The sequence below is a fragment of the Solirubrobacter ginsenosidimutans genome (genome assembly GCF_027587205.1).
The window spans coordinates 52,096-77,735 of the sequence record NZ_JAPDOD010000043.1 but is presented as its reverse complement, the minus strand read 5'-3'; the positions used below and the strand labels follow the sequence as shown (position 1 = coordinate 77,735).

At 71.8% G+C, this 25,640-nt stretch carries 17 protein-coding genes; 7 read left to right on the top strand and 10 right to left on the bottom strand.

Translation table 11 applies throughout. The annotated features are described in order from the left end of the window. The 6 genes from OM076_RS46465 to OM076_RS33340 all read right to left on the bottom strand — a co-directional run. Window positions 1-2,694: ATP-binding protein (locus OM076_RS46465; RefSeq protein WP_270044484.1), on the bottom strand; the 2,694-nt coding region annotated here is incomplete at its 3' end. A 45-nt stretch (window positions 2,695-2,739) separates the two neighbouring features. Then, on the bottom strand, window positions 2,740-7,122 hold the full coding sequence (locus OM076_RS33360) for a PKD domain-containing protein (RefSeq protein WP_270044483.1): 4,383 nt from the start codon (window positions 7,120-7,122) through the stop codon (window positions 2,740-2,742). Between the two features lie 229 nt (window positions 7,123-7,351). After that, window positions 7,352-8,521, bottom strand: a complete 1,170-nt coding sequence (locus OM076_RS33355) for an aminotransferase class I/II-fold pyridoxal phosphate-dependent enzyme (protein ID WP_270044482.1) — start codon at window positions 8,519-8,521, stop codon at window positions 7,352-7,354. Beyond that, window positions 8,518-9,150 carry a helix-turn-helix transcriptional regulator gene (locus OM076_RS33350; protein WP_270044481.1) on the bottom strand — a complete coding sequence of 211 codons (633 nt, stop codon included), beginning with the start codon at window positions 9,148-9,150 and terminating at the stop codon, window positions 8,518-8,520. The genes OM076_RS33355 and OM076_RS33350 overlap by 4 nt, the downstream gene beginning before the upstream one ends. Before the next feature lie 15 nt (window positions 9,151-9,165). Continuing rightward, on the bottom strand, window positions 9,166-10,113 hold the full coding sequence (locus tag OM076_RS33345; RefSeq protein ID WP_270044480.1) for an NAD(P)H-dependent flavin oxidoreductase: 948 nt from the start codon (window positions 10,111-10,113) through the stop codon (window positions 9,166-9,168). A 58-nt stretch (window positions 10,114-10,171) separates the two neighbouring features. Next, window positions 10,172-12,154 carry an alpha/beta fold hydrolase gene (locus OM076_RS33340; RefSeq protein ID WP_270044479.1) on the bottom strand — a complete coding sequence of 661 codons (1,983 nt, stop codon included), beginning with the start codon at window positions 12,152-12,154 and terminating at the stop codon, window positions 10,172-10,174. A 75-nt stretch (window positions 12,155-12,229) separates the two neighbouring features. Between OM076_RS33340 and OM076_RS33335 the strand changes: the two genes are divergently transcribed. Continuing rightward, a complete protein-coding gene (locus OM076_RS33335; protein ID WP_270044478.1) occupies window positions 12,230-13,198 on the top strand; it encodes a zinc-binding alcohol dehydrogenase family protein in 969 nt (322 codons plus the stop codon). Here OM076_RS33335 and OM076_RS33330 read toward each other — a convergent pair. Next, window positions 13,195-13,461, bottom strand: a complete 267-nt coding sequence (locus OM076_RS33330; protein ID WP_270044477.1) for a DUF2630 family protein — start codon at window positions 13,459-13,461, stop codon at window positions 13,195-13,197. The two genes, OM076_RS33335 and OM076_RS33330, sit on opposite strands and share 4 nt — an antisense overlap. 76 nt (window positions 13,462-13,537) lie before the next feature. Here OM076_RS33330 and OM076_RS33325 point away from each other — a divergent pair, with 76 nt between their 5' ends. The 3 genes from OM076_RS33325 to OM076_RS33315 all read left to right on the top strand — a co-directional run bounded on the left by OM076_RS33325 (window position 13,538) and on the right by OM076_RS33315 (window position 19,136). Next, the gene (locus OM076_RS33325) at window positions 13,538-14,644 is read left to right on the top strand and encodes a hypothetical protein (RefSeq protein WP_270044476.1); all 1,107 of its coding nucleotides are present in this window, start codon (window positions 13,538-13,540) and stop codon (window positions 14,642-14,644) included. After that, a complete protein-coding gene (locus OM076_RS33320; protein ID WP_270044475.1) occupies window positions 14,641-15,195 on the top strand; it encodes a hypothetical protein in 555 nt (184 codons plus the stop codon). Before OM076_RS33325 ends, OM076_RS33320 begins: the two co-directional genes overlap by 4 nt. 122 nt (window positions 15,196-15,317) lie before the next feature. Beyond that, on the top strand, window positions 15,318-19,136 hold the full coding sequence (locus OM076_RS33315) for an alpha-L-rhamnosidase (RefSeq protein WP_270044474.1): 3,819 nt from the start codon (window positions 15,318-15,320) through the stop codon (window positions 19,134-19,136). A 6-nt stretch (window positions 19,137-19,142) separates the two neighbouring features. On the opposite strand, the gene OM076_RS33310 is transcribed toward OM076_RS33315, so the two are convergent. Together OM076_RS33310 and OM076_RS33305 are read right to left on the bottom strand one after the other, a co-directional pair. Beyond that, complete coding sequence (locus OM076_RS33310) at window positions 19,143-19,580, bottom strand: MarR family winged helix-turn-helix transcriptional regulator (RefSeq protein ID WP_270044473.1); 438 nt, start codon at window positions 19,578-19,580, stop codon at window positions 19,143-19,145. Between the two features lie 10 nt (window positions 19,581-19,590). After that, window positions 19,591-20,505: an SDR family oxidoreductase gene (locus OM076_RS33305; RefSeq protein WP_270044472.1), complete on the bottom strand. Its 915-nt coding sequence runs from the start codon at window positions 20,503-20,505 to the stop codon at window positions 19,591-19,593. An 87-nt stretch (window positions 20,506-20,592) separates the two neighbouring features. Between OM076_RS33305 and OM076_RS33300 the strand changes: the two genes are divergently transcribed. The 3 genes from OM076_RS33300 to OM076_RS33290 all read left to right on the top strand — a co-directional run bounded on the left by OM076_RS33300 (window position 20,593) and on the right by OM076_RS33290 (window position 24,181). Next, window positions 20,593-21,159, top strand: coding sequence for a TetR family transcriptional regulator (locus OM076_RS33300; RefSeq protein WP_270044471.1), 567 nt, complete (start codon window positions 20,593-20,595; stop codon window positions 21,157-21,159). A 151-nt stretch (window positions 21,160-21,310) separates the two neighbouring features. Next, window positions 21,311-23,350: a hypothetical protein gene (locus tag OM076_RS33295; protein ID WP_270044470.1), complete on the top strand. Its 2,040-nt coding sequence runs from the start codon at window positions 21,311-21,313 to the stop codon at window positions 23,348-23,350. Between the two features lie 18 nt (window positions 23,351-23,368). Next, on the top strand, window positions 23,369-24,181 hold the full coding sequence (locus tag OM076_RS33290; RefSeq protein WP_270044469.1) for a GNAT family N-acetyltransferase: 813 nt from the start codon (window positions 23,369-23,371) through the stop codon (window positions 24,179-24,181). Here OM076_RS33290 and OM076_RS33285 read toward each other — a convergent pair. Beyond that, window positions 24,138-25,634, bottom strand: a complete 1,497-nt coding sequence (locus OM076_RS33285) for a M1 family metallopeptidase (RefSeq protein ID WP_270044468.1) — start codon at window positions 25,632-25,634, stop codon at window positions 24,138-24,140. The genes OM076_RS33290 and OM076_RS33285 overlap by 44 nt on opposite strands. Window positions 25,635-25,640 lie beyond the last annotated feature (6 nt).

Genomic DNA, 25,640 nt, shown 5'->3' with positions numbered 1-25,640 from the left:
GCCGCCACGCGCTGCGCCGTTCAGCGCCGCAGCGCGGCGCGCCGGCGCGTCGTCGGTGCCCGCCACCGCACGGTGACCGTCGCGCACCGCCGCGCCACCACCCGCGGCTGCGACGTCGCCGACCATCGCATCGCCGCCGCCCGCCACCGCACCGTCGCCGCCACGCACCGCGTCGTCACCACCCGCGGCTGCGACGTCGCCGGCCATCGCATCGCCGCCGCCCGCCACCGCACCGTGACCGCCACGCACCGCGTCGTGGCCGCCCGCCGCTGCGACGTCGCCGGCCAACAGGACCAGTGCTCGGGCGCGCTGGGCGTGGGCGAGTGCGAGCGGCAAGCCGATCTCTCGCGCGGACGTCCCCGCCCGCCCCGCCCAGGCGGCCGCGGCGGCGACGTCACCAACGAGCAGCGCGGCGCGGACGAGGAGCTCGTAGCCGCCCGCCCGCTCGCCCACGAAGGAGCGCGGGAGGTCCTCGCCGCCCTGCAAAGCGAGGAGGACACGAGCGGCCCGTGCGCCCTCGCCCGTGGCGATCAGGGCGCGCGCCAAGGCCGCTCCGCACGCGGCGACGATCGAAGACGGCTCGAGCCCCGCGGTCAAAGCGACCGCCTCCTCGCCCGCCCGCACCGCCGCGGCCGGGTCGCCGCCCGCCTCCAGGACGGTGGCGTGCGCGTAGAGCGCCCAGATCAGGGACTGTGCGCTGCCGAGCGGTCGGGCGTCCTCGACCGCGGCGTCGGTGACGTCGAGCGCCTCGGCGATGCGGCCGCGCGAGAGCAGGCCGAGCGCCTCACCCACCATCAGCTCCAGCGCGAGCACCGCACTGCCCGCCCGCCGCGCGATCGAGGTGCCGCGGGAGAAATGCGAGAGCGCCAGTGAGAACTCCCCCAGGAAGAACTCCGACCAGCCGAGGAAGAGCAGCATCTCCAGCCGGGAACCGAGCTGCTCGTCGGAGAGCGCGTCGACCAGCGCCGCCGCCTCACGCCCGCGCGCGAGACCCTCCTCCACCTCGCCGAGCGTGTACGCCGCCATCGCCAAGGCGGCGGTCGCCGCGGCCATGAACGTCGGATCGCCCAGCGCGACCGCACCCGCGAGCGCCTCGGTCGCGCTCGAGCGCATCTCGATCGGGTCCCCGCGCAGCGACGCGTGCGCCGCGAGCTCGACGCCGAGGGCCACCGCGTCAAGCGAGCCCGGATCGGCGAGGGCGGAACGGGCGGCGCGCAGCCGTGCCCGCGCACCGTCGTGGTCCCCCAGCAGCCGTTCCATCGCCGCGCAGGCGACGATCAGCCCCGTGCGCTCCGGCGAGTCCTCCGGCACTCCCGACAGGATCTCGAGCAGCACGCGGCGCGCGTCGTCGAAGCGGCCCGAGCCGGCCAGCGCGCCCGCCAGCGGCCCGAGCAGCGGCGCTTCGACGGCCACACGATCGGGCCCTTGCACCAGCGTGCGCGCGACCGTGAGCCAGTGGACGGCGGTCTGGGGCGCTCGCCCCGCGACCTGCGCGGCGGCTGAGGCCAGGAGCTCCACCGCCGCCGCGTCCCCGGGCGCGGCCGACTGCTCGACGTGATGCGCGAGCAGCACCGGTTCGGCACCCGCCAAAGCAAGACCCTCCGCGGCCCGCGCGTGCCCCGCCAGCCGCCGGCCCGGCCCGACCGACTCGTAGACCGTGCGGCGCACGATCGGATGGCGGAAGCGGAAGCGCCGCACCGCGTCGGTGCCGCGCACGAGGTCCGCGGCCACGAGCTCGTCCAGCGCCGCCAGCGCGGCCTCGCGCGACAGCCCGGCGACCGAGGCCGCGAAGTCGATCTCGAACGGATCGCCGACGATCGCCGCGCCGTCCAGCAGGGCCCGCGCGTCGGGCGCCAGCGGGGCCGTCTCGCTGAGCACGGCTTCGCGGACCGCCTCCGGCACTTCGGCGTGGCCCGGGTCGCGATCACGACCGGCGACCGGTCGCCCCGCCCGTGCCAAGGCCATCAGGTGAAACGGGTTGCCGCCGCTCTCCGCGTACAGCCGCCCGACCTCGCCCGCCCCGACGACCCCGGCGAGCAGCTCCCGAGCCTCCGAAGACGTCAACGGCCCCGGCGCCAACCGGCGCGCGACCCCCGCCAGCGCGGCGCGGCGCAGCTCCGGCTCCAGCGCGGACCCGACCTGCCGGTGGCGGTGCGCGACCGCCAGCAGCACCCGCGCCGACGACGGGCGACGCACCAGCGACGCGACGAGAGCGATCGACGCCGGGTCCGCCCAGTGGAGGTCATCGAGCAGCAGGACGAGCCCGCGCGGCGCTGCCAACCGTTCGAGCAGCGCCCGGACCGCGCGATGCGACCGATGGCGTTCGACGGGAGCACCATCGGCAACCGCCCGCAGCGCCGGGAACACCGACCCGAGCGCCGCGAGATCGCCCTCACCCAGCGACGGCAAGACCGCGAGTTGCCCGTCGAGTGCATCGATCCACAACGCATACGGGACGTCGCGCTCGAACTCCGAGCAGCGCCCGCTCAGCACCAGCGCGCCCGCCCGCGCGGCCGAAGCGCCCAACCACTCCAACAGCGTGGTCTTGCCGATCCCCGCCTCACCCACGATCTCGATCGTCGACAGACCCGCGGATGAGGACGCCGCGCGCAGTGCCTCATCGAGCATGGCGACCTCTCCCGACCGGCCGACGAGCGGGGCGCCGCTCGGGCCTATGGGAGTGCGAGGAGCCACGATGCCGGGAGGATGCTAGGGCCCTCCCGGCATGCAGCGCGCGGGTCACCCCTTCGTGCGGCGCTTCTTCGCTGCCTTCGGCACGCGCGCGTTGAACCGCGCGACCGTCCCGGCGAGCCCGCTACGCGTCGTCCCCGTCACGTTGACGACGAGCTTCGTTCCCGCCGCCGGCAGCGCGATCGACGTCGTCGAGCGCCGGACCGTGCGCGTCAGGTTCAGCCCCGCCGCGCTGCGGATGTCGATCTGCTGCGTGTACGCCGACTTCGAACCGCGCCAGCGCAGCACGAGCTTCTTGCCCACCCGCCGCACCGTCAGCTTCGTGGCGCGAGCCGGGCGTTGCGGGGCCGGAGCGGTGTACGTGCCGAGCGTGAGGCGTGAGGTGAGATAGCCGTCCGCCGCGTAGACCACGCCCTGGATCTCGCGCTTGCCGGGCGCGCCGCCGGCGGGATGGAACCGCAGCGTCCCCGACCCGTCGGCCTTGACGCTGCCGATCAGCCCGCCGCCGCCGTTGCCGGCCTCGGCGAAGTCGACGCGGCTGCCGGCCGGGAGACCCTTGACGGTGTAGGCGAGGCGGCGGTCGTGAGCGGAGCCGGTGACCTTCGCGGTCGCGGTGACCGGGCGGGTGCCGTCGGCCTGGATGCCCTGCACGAGCCGCGAGGAGTCCGCGGCGGGCTCGACCGTCCAGCGTCCGCCGGCGGGCTTCTCGATGACGACCTCGGTGATGCCGAGCGAAGCGTTCTTCAAGGCCGCGAAGCCCGGCGCCTCCGCCGGGGCGTTACCCGTGCCGGTGTCGAAGACCTGGCCCGACGGGCCGTGGATGATCACGTGCGGGGGCGCGTCGGCGCCCTTGAACGCCATCACGGTGCCGGGCAGCCCGGCGGGGATGTCGACCGGATCCGGGCCGCCGGACTGCGCGGCCTTCGCGACCGCCGCGGCGGACGCCTTGGCGCCCGCGACACGAAGCAGCCCGGCCGAGTTGCCATGCCCGCCGCTCGGCACCGCGTCCACGACCGGCATCCCGGCGGTGGCCGCCTTCGCCCCACTCGGCGGCACGATGTCCCCGATCACCGTGTCACCCGAGAGCGCGTGCTTGATGACGACCTTGTAGTCCTTGACGTCGCAGCCGAAGAAGTACAGCGTCGGGCCGTGGCCCCACATCGCGCCGGCACCCGGCCGCCACGTGCCCGCGAACGTCTTGAAGTACAGGCAGGCGGCGAGGCCCTTGTTGGACACGAGGATGTTGGCGCCGGTCGTGAAGTCCAGCGGCGGGATCTCGATGACCGCGTGCGCCTCGGCGTTGAACTGCTTCTTGAAGTACTCGAAGTCCAGCCCGATGTCCCACTTGACCCACGGGCTCGCCGTCGGATAGCCGCCCTTGACGGCGGCGTTGAAGTGGACGTAGCCCTCGGTCGTGAACTCCGCGTTGACCTCGGCGTTGATCACCTTGGCGATCGTCGCCTGGCCGTGGAAGAAGAAGAGGTTCGGGTACGGGTTGCTGTAGCGGGCGAAGCCGAAGCCGACGTCGGCATCCAGCACCTCGGCGAGGCTCAACTCGATGTGCCCGCAGAGCGCGAACGTCGGCACCGGGTAGTTCTGGAACGTCTTGTGGAACAGGCTGCCGTAGAGCTCCGGGTGCGCCGTCGCCAGCTGGCGCAGCACCGGGATGTAGTAGTCGAGCGCCTTGTAGATGTCGTACGGCGTCGTCTCGACGAGCCCGACGGTCTTGATGCAGTCCGGCTTGGCCGCGACCTTCGGGCCGAAGTCGATGTGCAGGCCGAGCGCGTTGATGACGACCGGCGTCGGGGTCGGCAGCGCGCCCTGCAACTCGAGGTCGACCTCCTTGACGTGGCCGGCGACGATCACCAGGTGCCCCTTGACCTTGGTCGGGATCGGGTACGGGATCGTGGCCTCGGCCGCGATCATCCAGCTGCCGGCGCCGTCGTAGGACACGGTGACCGGGCCGAGCAGGATCACGCCGAGCGGGATCTGGTCGACGTGGAAGCTGAACGCGCCCAGCGCCGCGGCGTTCGCCGCGGGTCCGAAGACGAGGTGATCCGGCGCGCTCGGCGTCTTGCCCAACAGCTCGGGCGGCATGCCCGGAAGGACGTCGAGCGCCGACTTGCCGTCGGCTGAGATCGCGGGCGCGCCGACCACCTTCAGCGCCAGCCCGCCCACGCCGGCGTTCGGATCGACGACGAACCCGCCGATCGTGCTGCCGGAGAGATCCCACGAGATCGCGCCTTCGTGGAACATGAAGTCGGTCTGCTTCGCCGTGCCCTCGACGCGCACCTTGGGCGCAACGAGCTTGAGGGACTGCGTGTCATCGCCCTTGCGCTTCCACTCGAGCTTCGCCTCGGTGGCGGCGAGCGTGTCGACCTCGAGGCCGTTGACGCGGAAGTGCCCGCTGGTCGTCCAGACGGTCGTCTTCACGCCCGCCTTGTCGGTCGTGACGCCGTGGAAGCAGCCCGCGCCGCCCGCGACGTCGGCGCCTTGGGTGATGATCACCGCGCGCTCGATCTTGATCGTCGGGTTGTCCACGCAGGGCGCGTCCTTGACCGTCACGCCGTACGTCGCCGTCGCCGTCGCACCCTCGTCGTCGGTCACCCGCACACCCACCGACGCCGGGCCCTTCTGCCCGAAGGTCGTGGTCGCCAGCGGCAGCGTGCCCGGCGACTCGTACGTGCCGTTGCCGTCGAGGTCGAAGTCGTAGGCGACGATGCTGCCGTCCGCGTCCGCGGCCTGCACGCCGAAGGTGAACGGCGCGCCCGCGACCGGCACCTTGCTCGGGTTGATGAACGCGGCGGTCGGCACCTTGTCCGCCTCGACGACCACCGTCGCCCCTGACGTGTGCATCAGCCCGTCGGCGTCGGTGACGCGCAGGAGCACGCCGGCGATGGTCGGCCCCGGATAGCTGCCGAGCACCTTGGCGCCGGTGCGCTCGAACGAACCGTCGCCGTCGAGGTCCCACTCGTACTTGACGATCGGGCCGTCGGGATCGGACGAGGCCGAGCCGTCGAAGCCGACCGTCTGGCCGGGCCGGACCGCGCGGCCGGGCACCGCCTGCTCCCACGTCACCGCGACATTGGCCTGTGGGGAGTGCGCGTCGCCGCCGAGCCGGACGATCGCCGAGAGGTCGTGCTCGCTCGGGTCCTGGCTCTCGCCCGCGGCGATCAGGCGACCCTGCGGCGTGCGGGCGAGCGCGAAGATGCGATCGACGCCGCCGGTGCCGACCTGGAGGTTGGCCGCGTTGGCCGCCGTTGCGTTGGCGGGGTTGAGCGTGGTGTCGGGGCTGCCGTCGGCGTGGTAGCCGGCGAGCCCGAACTGCGTGTTGGCGCCGACGCCCGTGCCGCCGCCGACGACGAACCCGCCGTCGGGGAGCGAGACGAGCGCGGCCGCGTCGAAGATGTGCGAGGGCGAGACGTCCTGCGTGCGTGTGCCGGCGGTGCCGAACGACGCGTCCAGAACGCCCGCGGACGTGAACCGCGCGAGACCGACCAGATGCGTCGCGGCGCCGGTCGCGCTCTTGACGGTGGCGACCGCGAGCGCGGTGCCGCCCGCATCGACCCGCAGCCGCCGTCCTTCGACCTCGTAGACGGTGGCGGACGCACCGTTGAGGTCGGTGACCGCATAGCCGGCGGCGCCCGCGCCGTAGGCCGGGTCCAGCACGCCGGCGGTGGTCAGCCGCGCGACGAACAACTGGTGCCGCGGCGTGGTCGCGCGGGCGCCCGTCAGGTAGATCCGCCCCGCGCCGTCGAGTGCGACGTCGAAGAACGTCGTGCCGGCGCCGCCGAGCCGGAACGCCACCTCGCCGCCGGTGCCGAAACCGGCGTCACGGACGCCACCCGCGGTCAGGCGGACGAGCAGCCCGCGGTCGGTTCCGCTGCCCGAGGAGGTCGCGGACACGAGGATGTGCCCGTCACCCGTGACCGCGAGCCCGCTCAGCTCGGACTCCGGCCCGGACGTCGTCACGAGCTTGCCGCCGGTCGCGAACGTCGGGTCGAGATGCCCGTCCGCGGTCAGCCGGGCGATGACCAGCGACGGTGTGAAGTCGACCGCCAGCGTGGTGCCTCCCAGCAGCACCTTCCCGTCGGACAGCACGACGAGCGACGCGGGTGTGACGCCCGCCTGTGCAGCGACGACGAGCAGCCCGGGCGTCGGCTGATCACCCGCCCACGTCGTGTCCAGCTCGCCGTCGGCGGTGAAGCGCGCGACCGCCGCCTGGCCGGCGGGCGTGCGCCCGGCGGCGAGGAAGCGCCCGTCGGCGAGCATCGCCAGCGCGCTCCAGCGGGTGCTGCCGTCGGCGGGTGAGGCGGCGAGTCCGAGGTGGGCCCACGTCGTGTCGCGGTCGAAGGTCCCGGCGCGCGCGGCGGGCGCGGCCGACAGCGTGAAGACGAGGACGAGGAAGGCCAGCAGGGAGCGGGGAGGCATAGACCCCGGATCGTGCGCACCGCACCGCGGACCGACAACGCCCGAGTCCCTGAACCGTTCCCTGAACCGCACGGATCAGGGGATGAGTGAGTTCACCCCCGCGGTGGATGTCAGCGGGGCCTCCGCGGGGCGAATATACGGGCTACAGGGAGGTTGACCCCCTCCCCCGCAGAGAAGGCCACCGGGCAGTCCAGCAGCTCCCCCCGACACTCGCCGGCCTTATGCAACTTCAGGACCGTCGCGCCTGACCAGCGCGGCGGTCCACTCCTCTTTGCAGGAACGCCTCGAACGCCGCCAGCGCCGGCTCCGGATCGCGGCGCCCGACGCCGATGCGGAAGCGATCGCCCGGCACCGCGCCCACCTCGGACGCGTAGATGTCGGCGGGCAGCAAAACGACGCCCGCCTCGTCCACCAGATCGCGGCAGAACGAAGTGACATCGCCGCCGAGGTAGCGCGGGAAGCAGACGCACCCGCCCTGCGGGTGCTCCCACGCGAACTGCTCGTCCCAGCGGGCGAAGAACGCGTCGAACACCGGAAGGTTGGCCTCGATGATCGCGCGGTTGCGGGCGCGGATCGCGTCGCCGTGGCGGAGCGCGAGGGTGGCCAGGAACTCACTCGGCCCGGCGTTGCAGATCGACGTGTAGTGCTTGCGCCGCTCCAGCCGCGCCAGCAGAGCGTGATCGTGGGTGGCGAGCCAGCCGATCCGCAATCCGGGCAGGCCGTAGGCCTTGGACATCACGTTGACCGAGATGGCCCGTTCCGACAGGTCACACGCCTGCGGAAGCACCCGCGCCGGGTCGCGTTCCAGGCCGCGATAGACCTCGTCGCTGAAGAGGACGATCCCGCGCTCGTCGCAGAGCGCCGCGAGCGCGACGAACGTGGCGCGGTCCGGGAGCGCGCCCGTCGGGTTGTTCGGGAAGTTGACCGCGATCAGCTTCGTGTTCGGCCGGATCAGCGCGCGCAGCTCGTCGAGGTCCGGCGCCCAGTCGTTCTCCGGCCGCAACACCCACCCGCTCACCTCGGCACCGGTGCGCAGCGTGAGCGTCTCCATCGACTGGTAGTTGGGCACGGTGACGATCGCGTGGTCGCCCGGGCCGGCGAGCTCCTGCAGCGCCCAGTACATCCCCTCTTCCGCGCCGGCGAACGCGAGCACGTGACGGTCACGATCAACCGTCTCGTAGGTGGCGGCGATCGCCGCCCGCAGTTCGTCGCTCCCCCACGTCGGCGCGTAGCCGAGGCCGAGCGCGTCGAACGCCGCACGATCGTCGTCGGCGCCGAGCGCCAGAAGCTCGCCGATCGTCAGCGACTCGGCATCCGAGGCCGTCAGGTGGTATCGCGCCTTGAACTCCCACTCGCCGAGGTAGACCTCGAGGCGGAAGTCGGGCAGCTGGACGGTCATTCGCGGATCTCCTTGAGCATCGAGTAGACCGTCGCGCGGGAGACGCCGAGCGCGGTCGCGGTGTGATCGGCGGCCCCGCGGGTGGCGAACAGGCCGGCCTGCTCGAGGCGGCGCAGCAGCTCGATCCGGTGCGCGCGGTTGAGCCGCTCGCGCGGGAGCGCACGCTCCGCGCAGTACGCCGCAACCGTCGAGGCGATCTGGTCACGCCAGTCGCGCTCGAAGAGCTCCGGCGGCGGCGCGGTCGTCGGCGCGAACAGCGCGCCGAAGATCCGTGCGACGTCGTCGAACGGCGAGCGGTCGAGGTTCACGCACAGCAGACCGCGCGCAACACCGTCCGCGTCGGGCACGACGGCGCTGACGGCGCTCATCGGGCGGCCGTCGAGCTCGACCTTCGGGTACGGCCCCTGCATCGGCTGCGCGCCCCAGTGGGCAGGCAGCTCTTCGAGCAGCGACCGATCGCCGACCGACCGGCCGCTGAACGGGTTCCACAGCGCGACGATCCGGTCGGCGCCGAGCTCGTGCACGACGACTTCGGCGTGCGGGTACAGCAACGCGGCGAACGCCGCGCACGCGGGTTCGACGGCTCGCAGCCACGGCAGCTCGGCCTCGGTGCGCTCGACGGCGATCACACCGAGACAAACTATCTAGATCTGTACTTTTTGTCCAGCCAACTCGTGCACGACGTCAGCCGCCGAACCGATCCAATTGACCGCGCCGACGCCCTGACCCGCGTAGAGCGCCATCGCGGCGATCTCCCCGGTCGTGGACGCGTTGGGCGAGACGACGGCCCAGCGCGGGACGCCGAACGTCGCGCCGCCCATGCTCGTCTCGCCGACCATCGCGCTGTCACCCGCGCTCGCCGCCTCGATGCAGGAGGCGAGCACGCGGTGCGGCGCCGCCGGCCACATCGCCGAGTACGCCTCCGTCAGCACGGTGTCCTCGCCGCGCGAGCGAAGCAGCGCGTCGACGTAGTCGGGATGCGCGCCCTCGGCGCGCGCCTCGTGGGTGGCGACGAAGCGCGTCCCGACCCGCGCCGCGGCGGCGCCGGCGGCCAGCACCGCCGCGACCGAGCGCTCGGTCGCCAGGCCGCCCGCCGCGATCACCGGGACGTCGACGGCCTCGAGCACGAGGTCCAGCAGCGCGAGCAGACCGAGCCGGCCGCGGACGTGCCCGCCGGCCTCGACGCCCTGGACGACGACGAGGTCGCAGCCGGCCTCGGCGGCGGCGCGCGCCTCCTCCACCGAGCCGACCTGCCACGAGGCGAGCGCCCCGCCGTCGTGCACCAGCGAGATCAGCGCCGCGTCCGGCTCTCCCCAGAAGAAGTCGACGAGCGGCACGCGCGCCGCGGCCACCTCGACCGCCGCGCGATCCTCGAGGAACGGCACCAGGAAGTTGACGCCGATCGCGGCGCGTGACGGGAGCACGGCGAGCGTCGCGGCCAGCACCTCGGCCGGCTGCAGCACGGCGCTGAGCATGCCGAACCCGCCGGCGGCCGCGACCGCGACGGGCAACTGGGGAGCGGACGACACGCCGCCCATCGGCGCCTGCTGAATCGGGAAGCGACAGCCGAGCAGTTCGGTGAAGGCGGTCATGACGGCGAGCCTAGGGTCCGCCCACCGGCGCTGACAATCGGTGAACGCCCCCGAGGTTTCAGCGCGCCGGAGCGAGCAACGCGACCCGGTCGCCGCCGAGCACCCCGCGCACCGTCGCGCTGGGCTTGTCCGGATCCCACAGCGTGGCGCGGACGTCGAGCGTGCCCGCCAGCGGACCGGTCACGTGAAGACGCCCGGTCAGGCGCGACGTCGCGGGATCGAACGTCGCCGTCCCGGACACCTCGACGTCCGCGCTGAAGCGCGCCCGCCGGTACGTGAGCGTGACCTTCGTCCGCCCACGCCGGACCTTGAACGTGCCGCCACGCAGCGCCCGGCCGGTCGTCCCGCTCACCCGCGGCAGCTGGTACACGGCATCCTCGGCCGCCGCCCACGCCACGGCGGCAACCCGCCGGCTGAGCGCGTTGCTCTCGTCGCGCGCGGTCTTGTCGCGTTTCGCCGGCAGCGCGCCCGCGGCGCGCAGCGGGAAGCTCCCGACGCCCTGCACCTGCAGCTCGCCGCCCGCGCCGCCGAACGGGTTCCCGGTCGCGCCCTGCGTATCGCCCGCGCAGCTGGTGTCTCCCGGCTGCAGCGTGTTCAGGAAGCGCACCGCGATGCCCGCCGCGCAGCGGCTCCAGAGCGTCGTGACGTGCCCGCCGTTGGCGACGGTCACGAACGGCGTCGACGCGGGGAAGAGCGGCAGCAGGGTCTTCTCCGCCGCGACGTCGAGGTAGTCCAGCCCGCCGCCGAACAGCAGCGCCGGGACGCTCGCCGGGAAGGGCTGGCCGGGCGGGAACGGCGGCTCGAGGCGAGTCGGTGCCGGCCACGAAGTGCACGCGTCGGCGCCCGGGATCAACAGCACGGGCTGCGACGCAATGAACCCGGTCCAAGCGGCGACCGAGAACGGTGCTGTCGCCGTGGGCGGGACCGCCTTGGCGGCGGCCGCGTACTGCGCGCGCCGCGTGGCCTCGGGCGCGGCCTTGTCCCACGGGAACACGCTGTCGGAGCAGAACACGGCGTAGTCGGCGCCGACGGACTGCGCGCCGTCGGCGTCACCGAAGTCGGTGGGCGCGTTGCTCTCCGCGGCAAGGCGCAGGAGCGGCGTCTTGTCGCCCTTTTGCAGCGCGCGGGCCGCCGCGAAGATCTCGCCCTGGTTGAGGAACGCGGGATCGGCGAAGTAGTTGTCGTAGAGGATGCCGAGCACGGCCTTCTCGTCGACCTTGAGCACGTGAGCCCTGCCGGACGCGTCGTAGCCGGTCCCGACCACGGGCTTGGCGAACACCCGCGCGATCAGCTGCCGCAGCGCGACGTCCGGCTGCTGCTCGCCCGCCGAGCACGCCGGTGAGCGGCGGCACACGCGCACCGCGATCTTCGCCATCGCGCCCGGCAGCGTGCGGAAGAACGCGTCGTCGGTCGAGAAGTCCGGCGAGTCGAGGATCGCCGAGCGCAGGTGGTCGGCATGGCGGTAGGCGTACGCGCGCACGTCGACGCCGCCGTAGGACACGCCGTAGTAGTCGATCTTGTCGATGCCGAGCCCGGCGCGGACGTCATCGATGTCGTCGGCCACGTCCCCCGATCCGTAGCGATCCGAGGCCGCTCCGAGGCTCGTCCCGCAGGTCCGCGCGGCGTCGAGCTGGTTGCCCTGCACGTGCTGGAGGCCCAGGCAGTCGATCGCGGCCGACGCTCCGATGCCGCGGTGATCGATCGCGATCAGGTCATGCGTCTTCAGCGCGCCCGCCAGCCGGTCGCCCCAGATCGGGTCCGAGAGCACGTTGGACACGCCCGGGCCGCCGTTGGAAATGACGATCGTGCTGACCGCAGGCCCCGGATCGCTGTGCGGCGTGAGCTGGAACGCGATCGGGATCGTCGCGCTCGCCGGGTTCGCGCGGTCCAGCGGCACCGCGACCGTGCCGCAACGGGCGTTCGGCGCCGCGGTCGGACCGCACTTGCCGAACACCGCGACCGGCGCCGCCACCGCGACGTCCGCCGCTCCCCACACCAGCACACCCACCACACACCCGAGCACCGCTCCACGACCCGTCATGCGGGTCAACTTACGCTTCGTTTATGAGATGGCCGAGCGCACGCATCCCCTACCGTCGTGAACATGACGTCGTTCATGCGTGCTGTCGTTCTCGACGCCCCGGGACCGCCCGAGGCACTGCAGATCCGCGAGCTGCCAGTCCCGGTCCCGAAGCCCGGATGGGTCCTGATCGAGGTCAAGGCCTTCGGGCTCAATCGCTCCGAGTTGCAGACGCGGCTCGGGCTCGCCGAGGGCGTGACCTTCCCGCGCGTGCCCGGGATCGAGGCCGCGGGCGTCGTCGCGGCCTGCCCGGACGGCGAGTTCGCGGTCGGTCAGCAGGTGGTGGCGATGATGGGCGGCATGGGCCGCCAGTTCGACGGCGGCTACGCGGAGTACACCTGCGTCCCGGCCGAGCAGGCGATCGCGATTCGCACCGACCTCGACTGGGCGACGATCGGCGCGCTGCCCGAGATGCTGCAGACCGCGTACGGCTCCTTGACCGTCGGCCTCGACATCCAGCCCGGCCAGACGCTGTTGATCCGCGGCGGGACGTCATCGGTCGGCATGACCGCCGCGATCCTCGCCAAGCAGCGCGGCCTGACCGTCTTCGCCACGACGCGCAATCCCGCCAAGGCGGACGCCCTGCGCGCGATCGGCGTCGACGAGGTGCTGATCGAGGACGGCGAGGTCGCCGTTCAGGCCCGCGCATTGCGCCCCGACGGCGTCGACGCCCTGCTCGAGCTGATCGGCGCGCCGACGATGACCGACTCGTTTCTCGCCACGCGCATCCACGGCGTCGTCTGCTCGAGCGGCGCGCTGTCCAACGACTGGCTCCTGCGCGACTTCTACCCCACCGGCGACATCCCCTCCGGCGTGCGGCTCACCGGCTACGGCGGCGACGCGAGCGACCTCCCCCGGGCCGTCCTGCAGGACTTCCTCGACGCGGTCGCGAGCGGGACGGCGACCGTCCCGATCGCGAAGACCTACACGCTCGATCAGATCGTCGAGGCCCACACCGACATGGAGAACAACCGCGTCGCGGGGAAGCTCGTGGTGACGACTTAGGCGCTCCCGCCCGGCTCGTGCGGCGGCTCGGGATCCGGGCCGTCGAGGTCGTTGTTCGGGTCGGGCACGTACGGCTGGACGTCGGGCGCGTTCGGGTCCACCCGCCGCCGGCGCAGCAATGCCCAGTAGCGGTCGAGCTCGACCTTGATCGCCTGCAGTCGCTCGTGATCGGCGGGAGCGAGGCCGCCGCCCTCGGCCGAGGACCAGAGGCGGTGCTCCTCGGCCACGAGCGCTTCGATGTGGTCCATCGGGCTGTCGTCCATGTCGATCGATGCTACGCGAGTGCAACTGCCCGAAAGACTTCCCCGCCGGCATGTTGGTATCTGAAACACTCGGCGCATGCCTCCTACGCGGCCGCTCCCCGAGGGAGAGCGCGAGCCCGAGCCGGCGATCGCCGAGCCGGCTTCGGCCGCTCAAGCGCCGCCGCTGCGGTTGAGCTCCGCCGCCGGTGTCCTCGCCCTCCAGCGTGCGGTGGGCAACCGCGCGGTGCAGGCGATGCTCGCCCGCGAGGACGACGAAGAGACGACGGCGCCGACCGCGACGGCTCCGGCCAAGACCGACGAGCAACTCTTCGACGACGCGATCAAGGCCAACGACTACGCCAAGGCCGCGGAACTGATCGTCAAGCTGCCCAAGGCGATCGACAAGATGTCGGCGCTCTCCGCCGACCAGATGTACAAGCTCGCGGACGCGGCGAGCGTCGATCAACTGCGGCTGCTGCAGGACGCCGCGATCCGCCAGGGCGGGTGGACCGGCGGCCTCGCCCAGTTCGCGATCCGCGGCAAGCTCGTGGCCAAGGGCGTCGGCGCCGCGAAGTCCGCCGCCGGAGCCGCGTTCGGCACGCTCGACACCAAGATCGTCGAGAAGACCAACGGCACGGCCACCGGCGGGTCCTACGCGTACAAGATCGAGATCACCTTCCTGCCCGACACGACGGTCGTCAACGCCGACGAGATCGCGTTCGTGCAGACCGTGCGCCTCGTCGACACCGCGACCGGCGCCAACAAGGACCCCGAGCAGACCAACAAGAACCGCATGGGCGCGGACGGGACCAGCATCGATCGCCTCGGCGGCCGCGAGCAGGGCTGGTACGGGATGACCGACACGGGCGGCGGCGGCTCGACCCTGAAGCCGTGGAAGAAGGCGGCGCCGACCGACGCGGCGTTCATGATGGACCGGCCGAGCTGGAGCGTCCCGAACACCACGTGGGATTTCGAGACGTCGGTGATCTGCCGCAGCGGCGCGGACGCCGGCAAGGTCTACGCAACCGTCACCTGGGGCTTCAGCGTCGACGCGGCCCGCAAGATCATCGAGAAGGAGCGAGTGGTGACCAACAAGCCGACCGCCGGGTTCTCGAGCGCCGTGGACCGTTGGAACACGCAGGCCGCCGGACCCGAGGCCGATCGCAACGCGCCCGGTCAGAAAGCGCTGCCGGCCCTCCAGTGAGCGGCGAGATCGACGCGCTGGTGGCCGAGGGCGAGGCGGCGACGCCGCTCGGGCTCTCCGACGCCTACCAGTCGGCGAGCTTCGACAGCGAGACGGCGCACGCGGCGGCCGGGCGGATCCTCTCGCACGCCGACGCATCGTCCCTGCAGCTGCTGCTGGCGCTGCGGCGCGAGGCGCCTGACACCTACCGCGAGCTGCCGGCGGCGCTGCGCGCGCAGGTGCTCGTCGCCGCCCTGCGCGACCTGCCGTTCCTCAACGACTTCGGCTGGATGGAGCCGGACGGCCACGGCCACGACACCACCGCCGCGCAGGCGCTGCTCGAGCTCGGCGACGCCGCGCGCGCCCCGCTGATCCCGCTGCTCGACGACGACCGTCCCGCGCCGCTGTCCGGCTCCGAGACGGCGACGATGAGCTCGGTCTACGCCTACCGGCGCGCGGACTTCGCCGCGCGCTACCTGAACAAGCTGCTGCGTCGCGATGCACCGTTCGCGGCCGAGCCGGCGGAGCGCGACGCGGCGATCGCCGCGCTCCGCGAGGAACTCCGCGAGTGAGCGGTCGTTCATGATCGCTTGTCTTTCAAACGATCAACTCTTGACTTAAAACGACCAAATTGATGCAGTAGCTCTCGGTCAACGAGAGGAGAGTTGTGCTGCATCGATGGTTGCGGGCGGGCATGGCCGCCCCGCTGGTCTGTGCCCTGGCGCTCGGCGCCACGACGACCGCGCAGGCCGCGACGGTGAGCGTCGGCGGGCTGCGGATCGACAACCGCGCGGACCAGCCGCTCGGCGTCGACGACCCGTCGCCCACGCTGAGCTGGAAGCTGTCGGGCAGCGGCGACGCCGCGCGCCAGTCCGCGTACGAGGTCCGCGTGTCCGGCGACGCCACATGGGACTCCGGCCGCGTCGACGGCGCCGCGCCGCAGGCGACCTACGCCGGCCCGCCGCTGGCGTCGCGCGCGCACGTCTCCTGGCAGGTGCGGGTGTGGGACGGCAACGGCGACGCGTCGGACTGGAGCGCGCCCGCGAGCTTCGAGATGGGCCTGCTCGCCCCCTCGGACTGGGGCGCCGCGAAGTGGATCCAGCTCCCGCCGCCGCCGCTGAACCGCCCGGTGGCCATCGACGTCGGTGAGCAGGATGCGCGCTACGTCCGGCTCGACGTCACCAAGCTCGGCCTCCCGCTCTTCGAGTCCTCCTACGGCACCGTCTCGCGCATCCAGCTCGCGGAGCTGCAGGTGCTCGCCCCCGACGGGACCAACCTCGCGCTCGGCGCGAGCGTCTCCGCGTTCGACCAGTTCCAGTCCGAGGGCTGGGGCACCAAGCAGCTGACCGACGGCCGGATCACGAGCCCCGGTTACATGAGCCGCCAGTCCACGACGCAGGCGGTCAGCCCGTCGAAGTGGGTGCAGGTCGACCTCAAGTCCGCGGTGCACTTCAACAAGATCGTGCTCTATCCGCGCAGCGACGCGCGGACGCCCGACGGCCAGGTCCCGAACTTCCCGGTCGACTACACGATCCGCACGTCGTCGACGTCCTCCACGCCGACGACCGTGATCAAGACCGTCACCGGCGAGCCGACCCCGCCCGGGCCCGATCTGACCAACCCGCTACCGATCTTCGCGCGCTCCTTCACCGCCGCCAAGCCGGTCGCCAAGGCGCGGCTCTACGTCGCCGGCCTGGGCGCCTACGAGGCGACGGTCAACGGCAAGCGCGTGACCGACACCGTGCTCAACCCCGGCGTCACCAACCCGCTGAAATCCGTCCAGTACGGCACGTATGACGTCACGAACCTGCTCGCCGACGGGGCCAACACGCTCGGCGTGGCGCTCGGCAACGGCCAGACGAACGTCGTGCCGCAGGCCAACGCCGCCACCGGCCGCACGACCGCGTACGTGAAGTTCACGAGCATCGTCGGGCCCGCCGGCACGCTGCTCGCGCCGGTCGACGCGGGCGCCACGAGCGTGCAGCTCGACGCCGTCACCGGCTACGCGGTCGGCGACACGATCAACATCGACACCGGCGACGGGGGCGAGCGGCTCGAATCGCGCCACGTCACCGCGGTCGGCACCAACACCATCACGTTCTCGCCCGGCCTGACCGGCGCGCACCCGACCGGGGTCGCGGTGCAGGGCTCCGGCGCGCCGACCAAGCCGGAGATGGCGGTCACGCCGCGGCTGTTCGCGCGCCTCGAAGTGACTTACACCGACGGCACCACCGACGCGATCGTCACCGACCGCGGCTTCCGCGCCAAGGACGGGCCCACCATCACCGACAACTGGTACTCCGGGACGGACTACGACGCACGCGAGGTGCAGGCCGGCTGGGACAAGCCGGGTGCGGACCTCTCCGACGCGAAGGGCTGGGAGTCGCCCAGCATCACGTCGCCGCCGTCGCTCGACACCAAGCTCGTGTGGCGGGAGGCGCCGCCCGTGCGCGTGCAGAAGACGTTCAAGCCCGTGACGATCAAGAAGGTCTCCAGCGGCTCGTGGTCGTTCGACCTCGGCCAGAACTTCGCCGGCATGCCGCAGCTGCACATCCCCGGCGGGACCGTTCCCGCGGGCACGACGATCAGGATGGTCCCCGGCGAGAGCTGGAGCGGCAACGGCACGGTCAACACGACCTCGGCGGGCGCCGCCACCGGCATCCTGGACACCTACACCACCAACGGCGACACCAACGGCGAGACGTTCGCCGCGCAGTTCATGTACCACGGCTTCCAGTACGTGCAGGTCAGCGGCCTGCCGGACGACTTCGTCCCGGACGCGAACACGCTCGTCGGCCTGCAGACCAACGCCGACGTCCCGACCGGTGGCTCGGTGACGACCAGCAACGACCTGATCAACACGATCCATCGCATGTCGGAGTACTCGATCCGCTCCAACATGCAGTCGATCTTCACCGACTGCCCGCACCGCGAGAAGCTCGGCTGGCTCGCGGACATGATCCAGTCGATGGGCGCCATCCACTCGAACTTCGACGTGAGCGGCTTCCTGCGCAACATGCAGCGCGACATGGTCGAGTCCCAGCAGCCGGACGGGCTGATCCCGGGCACCGCGCCCGAGTTCCCGAACTTCGGCGGCGGCTACCGCGACGACGTCAACTGGGGCGGCGCGTTCATCATCACGCCGTACTTCCTCTGGCAGACCTACGGCGACACGCGCACGATGCGCGAGTACTACGCGCCGATGCAGGCCTACCTCGCCTACGTGCGCAAGCAGATCGGCGCCAACGGGCTGCTGGTCAGCGGCCTCGGCGACTGGATCGCGGGTGACACGACGACACCGAAGGAGGCGACCGGGACCTACGGCCTGTACGTGATCGCCGACCAGATGGCGCAGATGGCGACGTTCATGGGCAAGACCGCGGACGCGGCCGACTACCGGGCGCTGGCCAACAGCCTCGCGGCCGCGTTCAACACCGCCTACTTCGACCCGGCGACGAAGACCTACAACAGCGGCGCGACCGGCTCGCAGGCGCTCGATGCACTGCCGCTGAAGATGGGCATCGTCCCCGACGGCGCCAAGCAGTCCGTGCTCGACGATCTGGTCGCGCGCACCAACGCCTACCACCCCAACGGCAGCGGCCCGCACATGAGCGGCGGCGAGGTCTCGCTGCAGCCGATCTACAACGTGCTGATGGACAACGGCCGCGGCGACGTGCTGTGGAACGTCCTCCAGGAGCCGAGCGCCCCGAGCTACGCGAACTTCGTCGCCCAGGGTCGCACCACCATCCCCGAGTCCTGGGACTTCGCCGGTTCCCAGAACCACATGATCCTGCTGCAGATCGACGAGTGGTTCAACGCGGGCCTCGCGGGCATCCAGCAGGCGCCGGGCTCGACCGCGTACGACCGGGTGGTCATCAAGCCGCAGGCCGTCGGCTCGCTCACGCATGTCGCCGGCACCTACGCGTCGCCGCACGGGACGATCTCGAGCGAGTGGACCAAGGGCGCGAACGGCGTGTCCTCGATGAAGGTGTCCGTGCCCGCGGGCTCGACCGCGACGGTCTATGTGCCCGCGACCGCGGACCAGAGCTTCGTCGCGGTGTCCGGCTCGGCCACCCCCACCGGCCGCGTCGACGGCTACCAGGTGTTCTCCGTCGCCCCGGGCGACGTCACGTTCGCGCAGGGCACGAGCACGACGGCGCCGGTGGGTGGCACGGTGCCGGCGACCCTCGCGCTCACGCTCGGCGCGCCGGCCACGTTCGGCGCGTTCATGCCGGGCCTGGCCAAGGACTACACGGCCTCGACGACGGCCGACGTGGTCTCGACGGCCGGCGACGCCGCGCTGACCGTGTCCGACCCCGGCCACCTGGCCAACGGCGCGTTCTCGCTGCCGTCGCCGCTCGAGGTGACGTTCAGCAAGGCGAGCTGGACGGCGCCGGTGTCACACGACGCCGTGACGATCGGCTTCGAGCAGCACATCGGTGTGAACGACGCACTCCGCACCGGCGGCTATTCGAAGACGCTCACCTACACGCTGTCGACGACGACGCCCTGAGGTGAATCAGGCCTCCGCCGCCTGGTCCGACAGGCGGCGGAGGTTCTCGGCCATCCGGCTGAGCGTGTCGATCGTCGTGTTGTACTGCTCGGGGCTGACGCCGTCGGCGATCGCGGCGCGCAGCTGGTTCACCCGCTCCAGCAGCGCGGCGCGCGCGGCCTCGCCCTCGGGTGAGAGCGAGAACCGGTCGGCCGGATCGCGCAGCGCCCACCCGCGGGAGATCAGGCCCTCGAGCACCGCGTCGGGGTCGACGGCCTCGACGCCCCAGAACGGCCTGAGCTGTTCGACGACCTCGTCGCGCGGCGCCGGTGCCGGCCCGAGGGCGTTGAGCACCTGCCAGTCGCGCCGCGTGACCGCTTCGTCCGCGAGCGCGCGGTCCAGCGTCGCTTCGATCAGCTGATCGAGTTCCTTGAGCCAGTAGCCGATGGGTCTGCGGTCCGCCATCGGCCCAACTCTAGGCGACCCGTTCGCGCGTGTAGTTCCCCTGCTCGAGGTCCTCGAGCAGCCCGAGGTGCGTCGGCTCCCAGCCCAGGCGCTCGCGGGTCAGCGCGCTCGAGGCCCGCGCGTCGATCCCCAGGAACATGCCCAGCCAGCCGAAGTGGTCGCCGGCGTCCTCGCGGGCGATCGACACCACCGGCAGGTCGAGTTGCCGGCCGATCGCCTCGGCGACCGCTCGCAGCGGCACGCCCTCCTCGGCGACTCCGTGGAACACCGATCCGGCGACGCCCTTCTCCAGCGCGAGCCGGAAGAGCACCGCGGCGTCGAGTTGGTGCACCGCGGGCCAGGTGTTGCTCCCGTCGCCGATGTACCCCGAGACGCCCTTCTCGCGCGCGACGGCGACGATCGTGGAGACGAAGCCGTGGTCGCCGGTGCCGTGGACGGTGGGCGAGAGCCGCACGCTCGACGAGCGCACGCCGGACGCCGCGAACGCGAGCGCCGTGCGCTCGGAAAGCACGCGATGGCCCGCGGGCGAGTCGGGGTCCGGCGCGTCGTTCTCGGTCACGAGCGAGCCGGGCCGATGGCCGGCCACGCCCGAGGCGATCACGAGCGGCTTGCCGGTTGCTGCCAATGCTTCGCCGAAGATCTCGATGGCGCGGCGATCCGCGTCGGCGGCGCCCACGAAGTCGCCCGAGAAGGCGATGTCGTGCTTGAACGCGAGGTGGATGACGCCGTCGGATTCGGCGGCGGTGGAACGCAGGAGCTCGAGGTCGTCGAGGCTGCCGCGCCGCACCTGGGCGCCGGCCGCTTCGAGGGTGTCGGCTGAGGCGTCGGAGCGCGCGAGCCCGACGACCTCATGGCCCGCGCCGAGGAGCTCGGGAACGACGGCGGAGCCGATCCAGCCGCTGGCGCCGGTGACGAATACGCGCATGTGATGCCTCCGAGAGGTCGATGACATTTGGTGTCATCACCGTAGCACGGACGATGTCACTTGGTGTCATGGATATCATCACCGACCGTGGGCCGCTGGGAGCCGAACGCGTACGGAAGGCTCCAGCTCGCCGCGCTGGAGCTCTTCGACGAGCGCGGATTCGAGCGCACGACGGTGGAGGACATCGCCACGCGCGCCGGCCTCACCAAGCGCACGTTCTTCCGGCACTTCTCCGACAAGCGCGAGGTGCTCTTCGGCACCGGCGACGAGTTCAAGGCGGTCTTCGTCGACAGCCTCACGGCTGTCCCGCCCGGCGTCGCGCCGATCGACGCGGTCGCCGTCAGCCTCGAGGCCGCCGGGGCGATGCTGCAGGAGCGCCGCCCGTTCGCCCGCCGCCGTCAGCAGGTGATCGCCGCCAACGCGGAGCTCCAGGAACGCGAGCTGATCAAGCTCGCCTCGATCGCGACGGCGCTCACCGAGACCCTGCGCGAGCGCGGCGTCGAGGAGCCGGCAGCGAGCCTGACCGCCGAGGCCGGCATCGCGGTCTTCCGGATCGCGTTCGAGCGCTGGGTCGCCGCCCCGGACGACGAGCAGCGGGAGCTGCCCGAGTTCATCCGCGAGGCGCTGCAGGCGCTGCGCGTCGTCACCGCCTAGCCGTTCGACCAGGATATTGATGAGCGTTTGCTCATCATCCTGACGCGGGCGTACAGTCGCGACGCAGGTCACTTGCCGAGGCTGGTGCTTCCCGTGGAGGGATTCGATGAAGCCGCACCGAGCAGTCGCCGTTGCCCTTGTGATCTCAGGCTTGGCCGTGACGCCGGGCGCTGCGGCGCACGCGGCGCCGAAGCCGATCAGCGGCGCGTTCGTCCTGCCTTCCGCGAAGCACTGCGTGCGCAGCCTCACGGTCCAGGTGCGCGCGCTGCCCCGCGTGAAGTGGACGAGCGCCAGCATCAGCATCGACGGCAAGCGCTTCAAGAAGCTTGAGCGCGCGCAGGTCACGCGTCCCGTGCAGCTGAACAAGCTGCCGACCGGGTCGTTCGTCGTGTCGATCACGGCCAAGGCGAAGGGCGGACGCAGCGCGTCGGCCAAGCGCACGTACCGGTCGTGCGCCGCGACCCCCGTTCCGGCGCCCAAGCCTTCCCCCACGCCTCTCCCGGCGCCGCGCCCGACGCCGACCCCGACGGCAACCCCGGCGCCGACCGCGACGGCCACGCCCACACCGGCACCGCCGACGTCCTCGACCCCGGGCAGCTACTCGGGCACGACGCCGCAGGGCTACGGGCTGCGGCTCTACCTGTCCGCCGACGGCACGCACATCCAGGACGTCTACGTGCCCACGCTGATGGCGTGCACGCCGGTCCGCCCCAGCTTCTACGACCATCTCGCGATCTCCGACATCGCGATCGCCGGCGACGGCTCGTTCACCGCCACGACGACCCAGCAGGGCGTGGTGGGTGGGGTCGCCGGCACCTTCACGTACACGTTCCGCGGCCAGTTGAACGGCACGAAGATGACCGGGAGCTACCGCGAGGACATCACCTACAACGACGGCGTCGCCCGCACGTGCACGACCAACGACACCTCGTGGTCGGCGACCCGCGAGAGCCAGGGCGATCAGACCGCCTCGCCGCCGCCCGCGGGCAGCTACAGCGGGACCACGCCCAACGGCTACGGGATGACGATGTACGTCTCCGCCGACAGCAAGCACCTCCAGGACATCGCCTTCCGGACCCTGCTCGACTGCACGCCGACGATCCCGAGCTTCTACGACGATCTCGGCATCGCCGACATCCCGATCGCCGCCGACGGCTCGTTCAGCGCCACCACCACCCAGCAGGGGATCTACGCGGGCGTTCCCGCGACCTTCACCTACACGTTCAGCGGCCATTTCCACGGCGCCAACGCGAACGGCGTCGCGCGCGTCGCGGGGACCTATAAGCAGGTCATCACCTACAACGACAGCGTCGCGCGGACGTGCTCGACCGACGACCAGTCGTGGACGGCGACACGGCAGACGCAGGGCGACCAGACCGCCTCGCCGCCGCCCGCGGGCAGCTACGGCGGGACGACCCCCAACGGCTACGGGATGACGATGTACGTCTCGCCCGACAACCAGCATCTGCAGGACATCGCGTTCTGGACGCTGCTCGGCTGCACGCCGACGCGCCCCAGCTTCTACGACCACCTCGGCATCGCCGACATCGCGATCGCCGCCGACGGCTCCTTCAGCGCCACGACCACCCAGCAGGGGATCTACTTCAACGTCCCGGCGACGTTCACGTACACGTTCAGCGGGCACTTCCACGGCGCCAACGCCTCCGGCGTCGCGAGGATCGCGGGCACCTACAAGCAGGTCATCACCTACAACGACGGCGTCGCCCACACCTGTTCGAGCAACGAGCAGAGCTGGAGCGCGACCCGCCAGAGCCAGGGCTCGCAGGTGGGGACGACCCCGCCCGCCGGCACCTACGGCGGCACGACCCCGAACGGCTACGCGATGTCGATGCACGTCTCCGCCGACAGCAAGCACCTGCAGAACATCGCGTTCCCGGCCCTGCTCGAGTGCTCACCGACCCGGCCCGACTTCTACGACAACGTCGCCATCGCCGACGTCGCGATCCTGGCCGACGGGTCCTTCAGCAGCATCACGACCAAGACCGGCGTGCTCTACGGCGCCAACGCCACCTTCACCTACACGTTCAAGGGCCACTTCCACGGCGCCAACACGGCGGGCGCGGCACGCCTCGCCGGCATCTATCGCGAGGACATCACGTTCGACAACGGCACCGCGTACAGCTGCACGAGCGACGAGGAGAACTGGACGGCGCTTCGCAGCGGCCCATAGTGTGCTTGGGTTGAGCGCATGGACCCGCGAGCAGTTCTGGCGGCCTACGACGAGCAGATTCGCCGGAGTCCGGCGCCCGACGTGCCGACCGGCACGGTCGAGCGTGAGCGCGACGTGGTCCGGTGCATCAGCGGGGCGCTCGGATGGAACGGCGTCACGTGGAGCGCGTTGGAGAACACCGACGCCGACGCGGTGATCGCCGCGCAGGTCACCCGCTTCGCCGAGCTCGGGCACGCGTGGGAGTGGAAGCACTACTCCTACGACCGGCCGCGAGACCTGCCCGACCGGCTCGTCGCGGCCGGGTTCACCCGCGGGCCGGCCGAGGCGCTGCTCGTCGCCGAGCTCGCCGCACTCACGCTCGACGCTTCTCCCCCGGCGGGCGTGGACCTGCGCGCGGTGGTCGACGAGGAAGGCGTCGACGCGATGGTGTCCGTGCACGACGAGGTGTTCGGCGAGGACCACTCCGGGCTGGGCAAGGTCCTGCTGAACGCACTCCGCCACCAGCCGGGTTCGTTCGCGGGCGTGATCGCGGACGCGGGCGATACGCCGATCGCCGCCGGGCGGGTCGAGTTCAACGCCGGCACCGAGTTCGCGAGCCTGTGGGGCGGTGGCACCGTGGCCGCGTGGCGCGGCCGCGGGGTCTTCCGGTCGCTGGTCGCCCACCGGGCGGCGCTCGCGGCCGCCCGCGGCTTCCGGTACCTGCAGGTCGACGCGCTCCCCGCCAGCCGGCCGATCCTCAAGCGACTCGGCTTCGTCGAGCTCGCCACGACGACGCCGTTTCTCGCCCCTAGTGCGTCGGAGGCCCGCCCTCGACCTCCTTCACCGACTTGACCTTCCAGTCAGGATGGCCCGGCATCGCCGGGGTCTTGGTGCCGTAGAGCCAGTCGTGCAGGAACGGGCCGAGGTGCTTGCCTGAGACCTTCGACGCGAGGGCGATGTAGTCCGCGGTCGAGGCGGACTTGCCCGCGTAGCGGGTCACCCACGCGCGCTCGATCTTCCGGAACGTCGTCTCGCCGACCTTCTGGCGCAGCGCGTACAGGGCGACCGCGCCGCCGAAGTACTGCTGCGCGCTGAACAGCTGCTTGAAGGCGCTGCTCTTGGGCCTCGCCACCGGCTCGATCTTCTGGCGGTAGAAGTCGCCGAGCTCGTAGTAGGACTTCAGCGTGCCGGCGAACGTGTCCGAGACGCCCGCGTCCGCCTTGATCTCGCCGTGCTCGGCGGCATAGCTCCACTGGTAATAGGTCGCGTGGCCTTCGTTGAGCCACACGTCGCTCCATTCATGCGGCGAGACGCTGTCGCCGAACCATTGGTGCGCGGTCTCGTGCAGCATCGTCGTCGGCCAGGTTCCCAAGCTGCCCTGGAACACCTCGCGATCGAAGATCGAGAGCGATTGGGTCTCCAGCGAGGCGCCGATCGCCGCGTCGACCACGAAGGAGCCGTAGCTGGAGAACGGGTACGCGCCGACGCGCGCCTTCAGCCACGCGAGCTGATCGATCTCGACCGGGAGCTTGTCGGCGAGCAGCGGCTCCAGCGAGGGCGCGACGACGTCGCGGACGTGCACGCCGTCCTGCACGCCGCGGTCGATGAGCTTGTAACTGCCGACGGCGAGCTGGATCAGCTCGGTCGCCATCGGTTGCTGCTGCTGGTAGACGAACGTCGTGCGGCCGCCGGCGCTCGTCTGCGATTCGAGGTCGCCGTTGGCGACCGCGGTCTCACCGTCGGGGACGTCGAGGCGGAACGTGAACGTGGCCTTGTCGCGCGGATGGTCGTTCGACGGCAGGAACACGTGCGCGCCGGACGGCTGTGGAAGCGTCGCCGACCCGTCCGGCGTGACGATGAACGCGTTGTTGAGGATGTTGTCGCCGCTGGGCCGCTTCGGGTGCGCCTTGTAGTCGGAGACCGTGACGACGAACGGCTTGCCCTTCGGCAGCGGTTGCGCCGGGGTGATGACGAGGTCCTGATCGGCGCGCGAGAACGTCGCCGGCTGGTCATTGACGGCGATCGAGCCGACGCTGTCGCCGGCGAAGTCGAGGTCGAAGCGCGACAGTGACTGCGTCGCCTTCGCGGTGATCGTCACGGTGCCGTCGATCCCCTGCGAGGGCGCGGCGGTGGCGTAGTTCAGGGCGATGTCGTAGTGCTGCACGTCGTAGCCGCCGTTCCCGAGCTTCGGGAACAGCCGGTCGCCGATCCCGGCCGCGCCGGGCGACGGCTGCTCGGCGGCGTACGCGGACGCCGGCGCCATCAGTGCCACCAACGCGGCCGCAGCGAAGGGAAGCCTTCTCATGGCTTC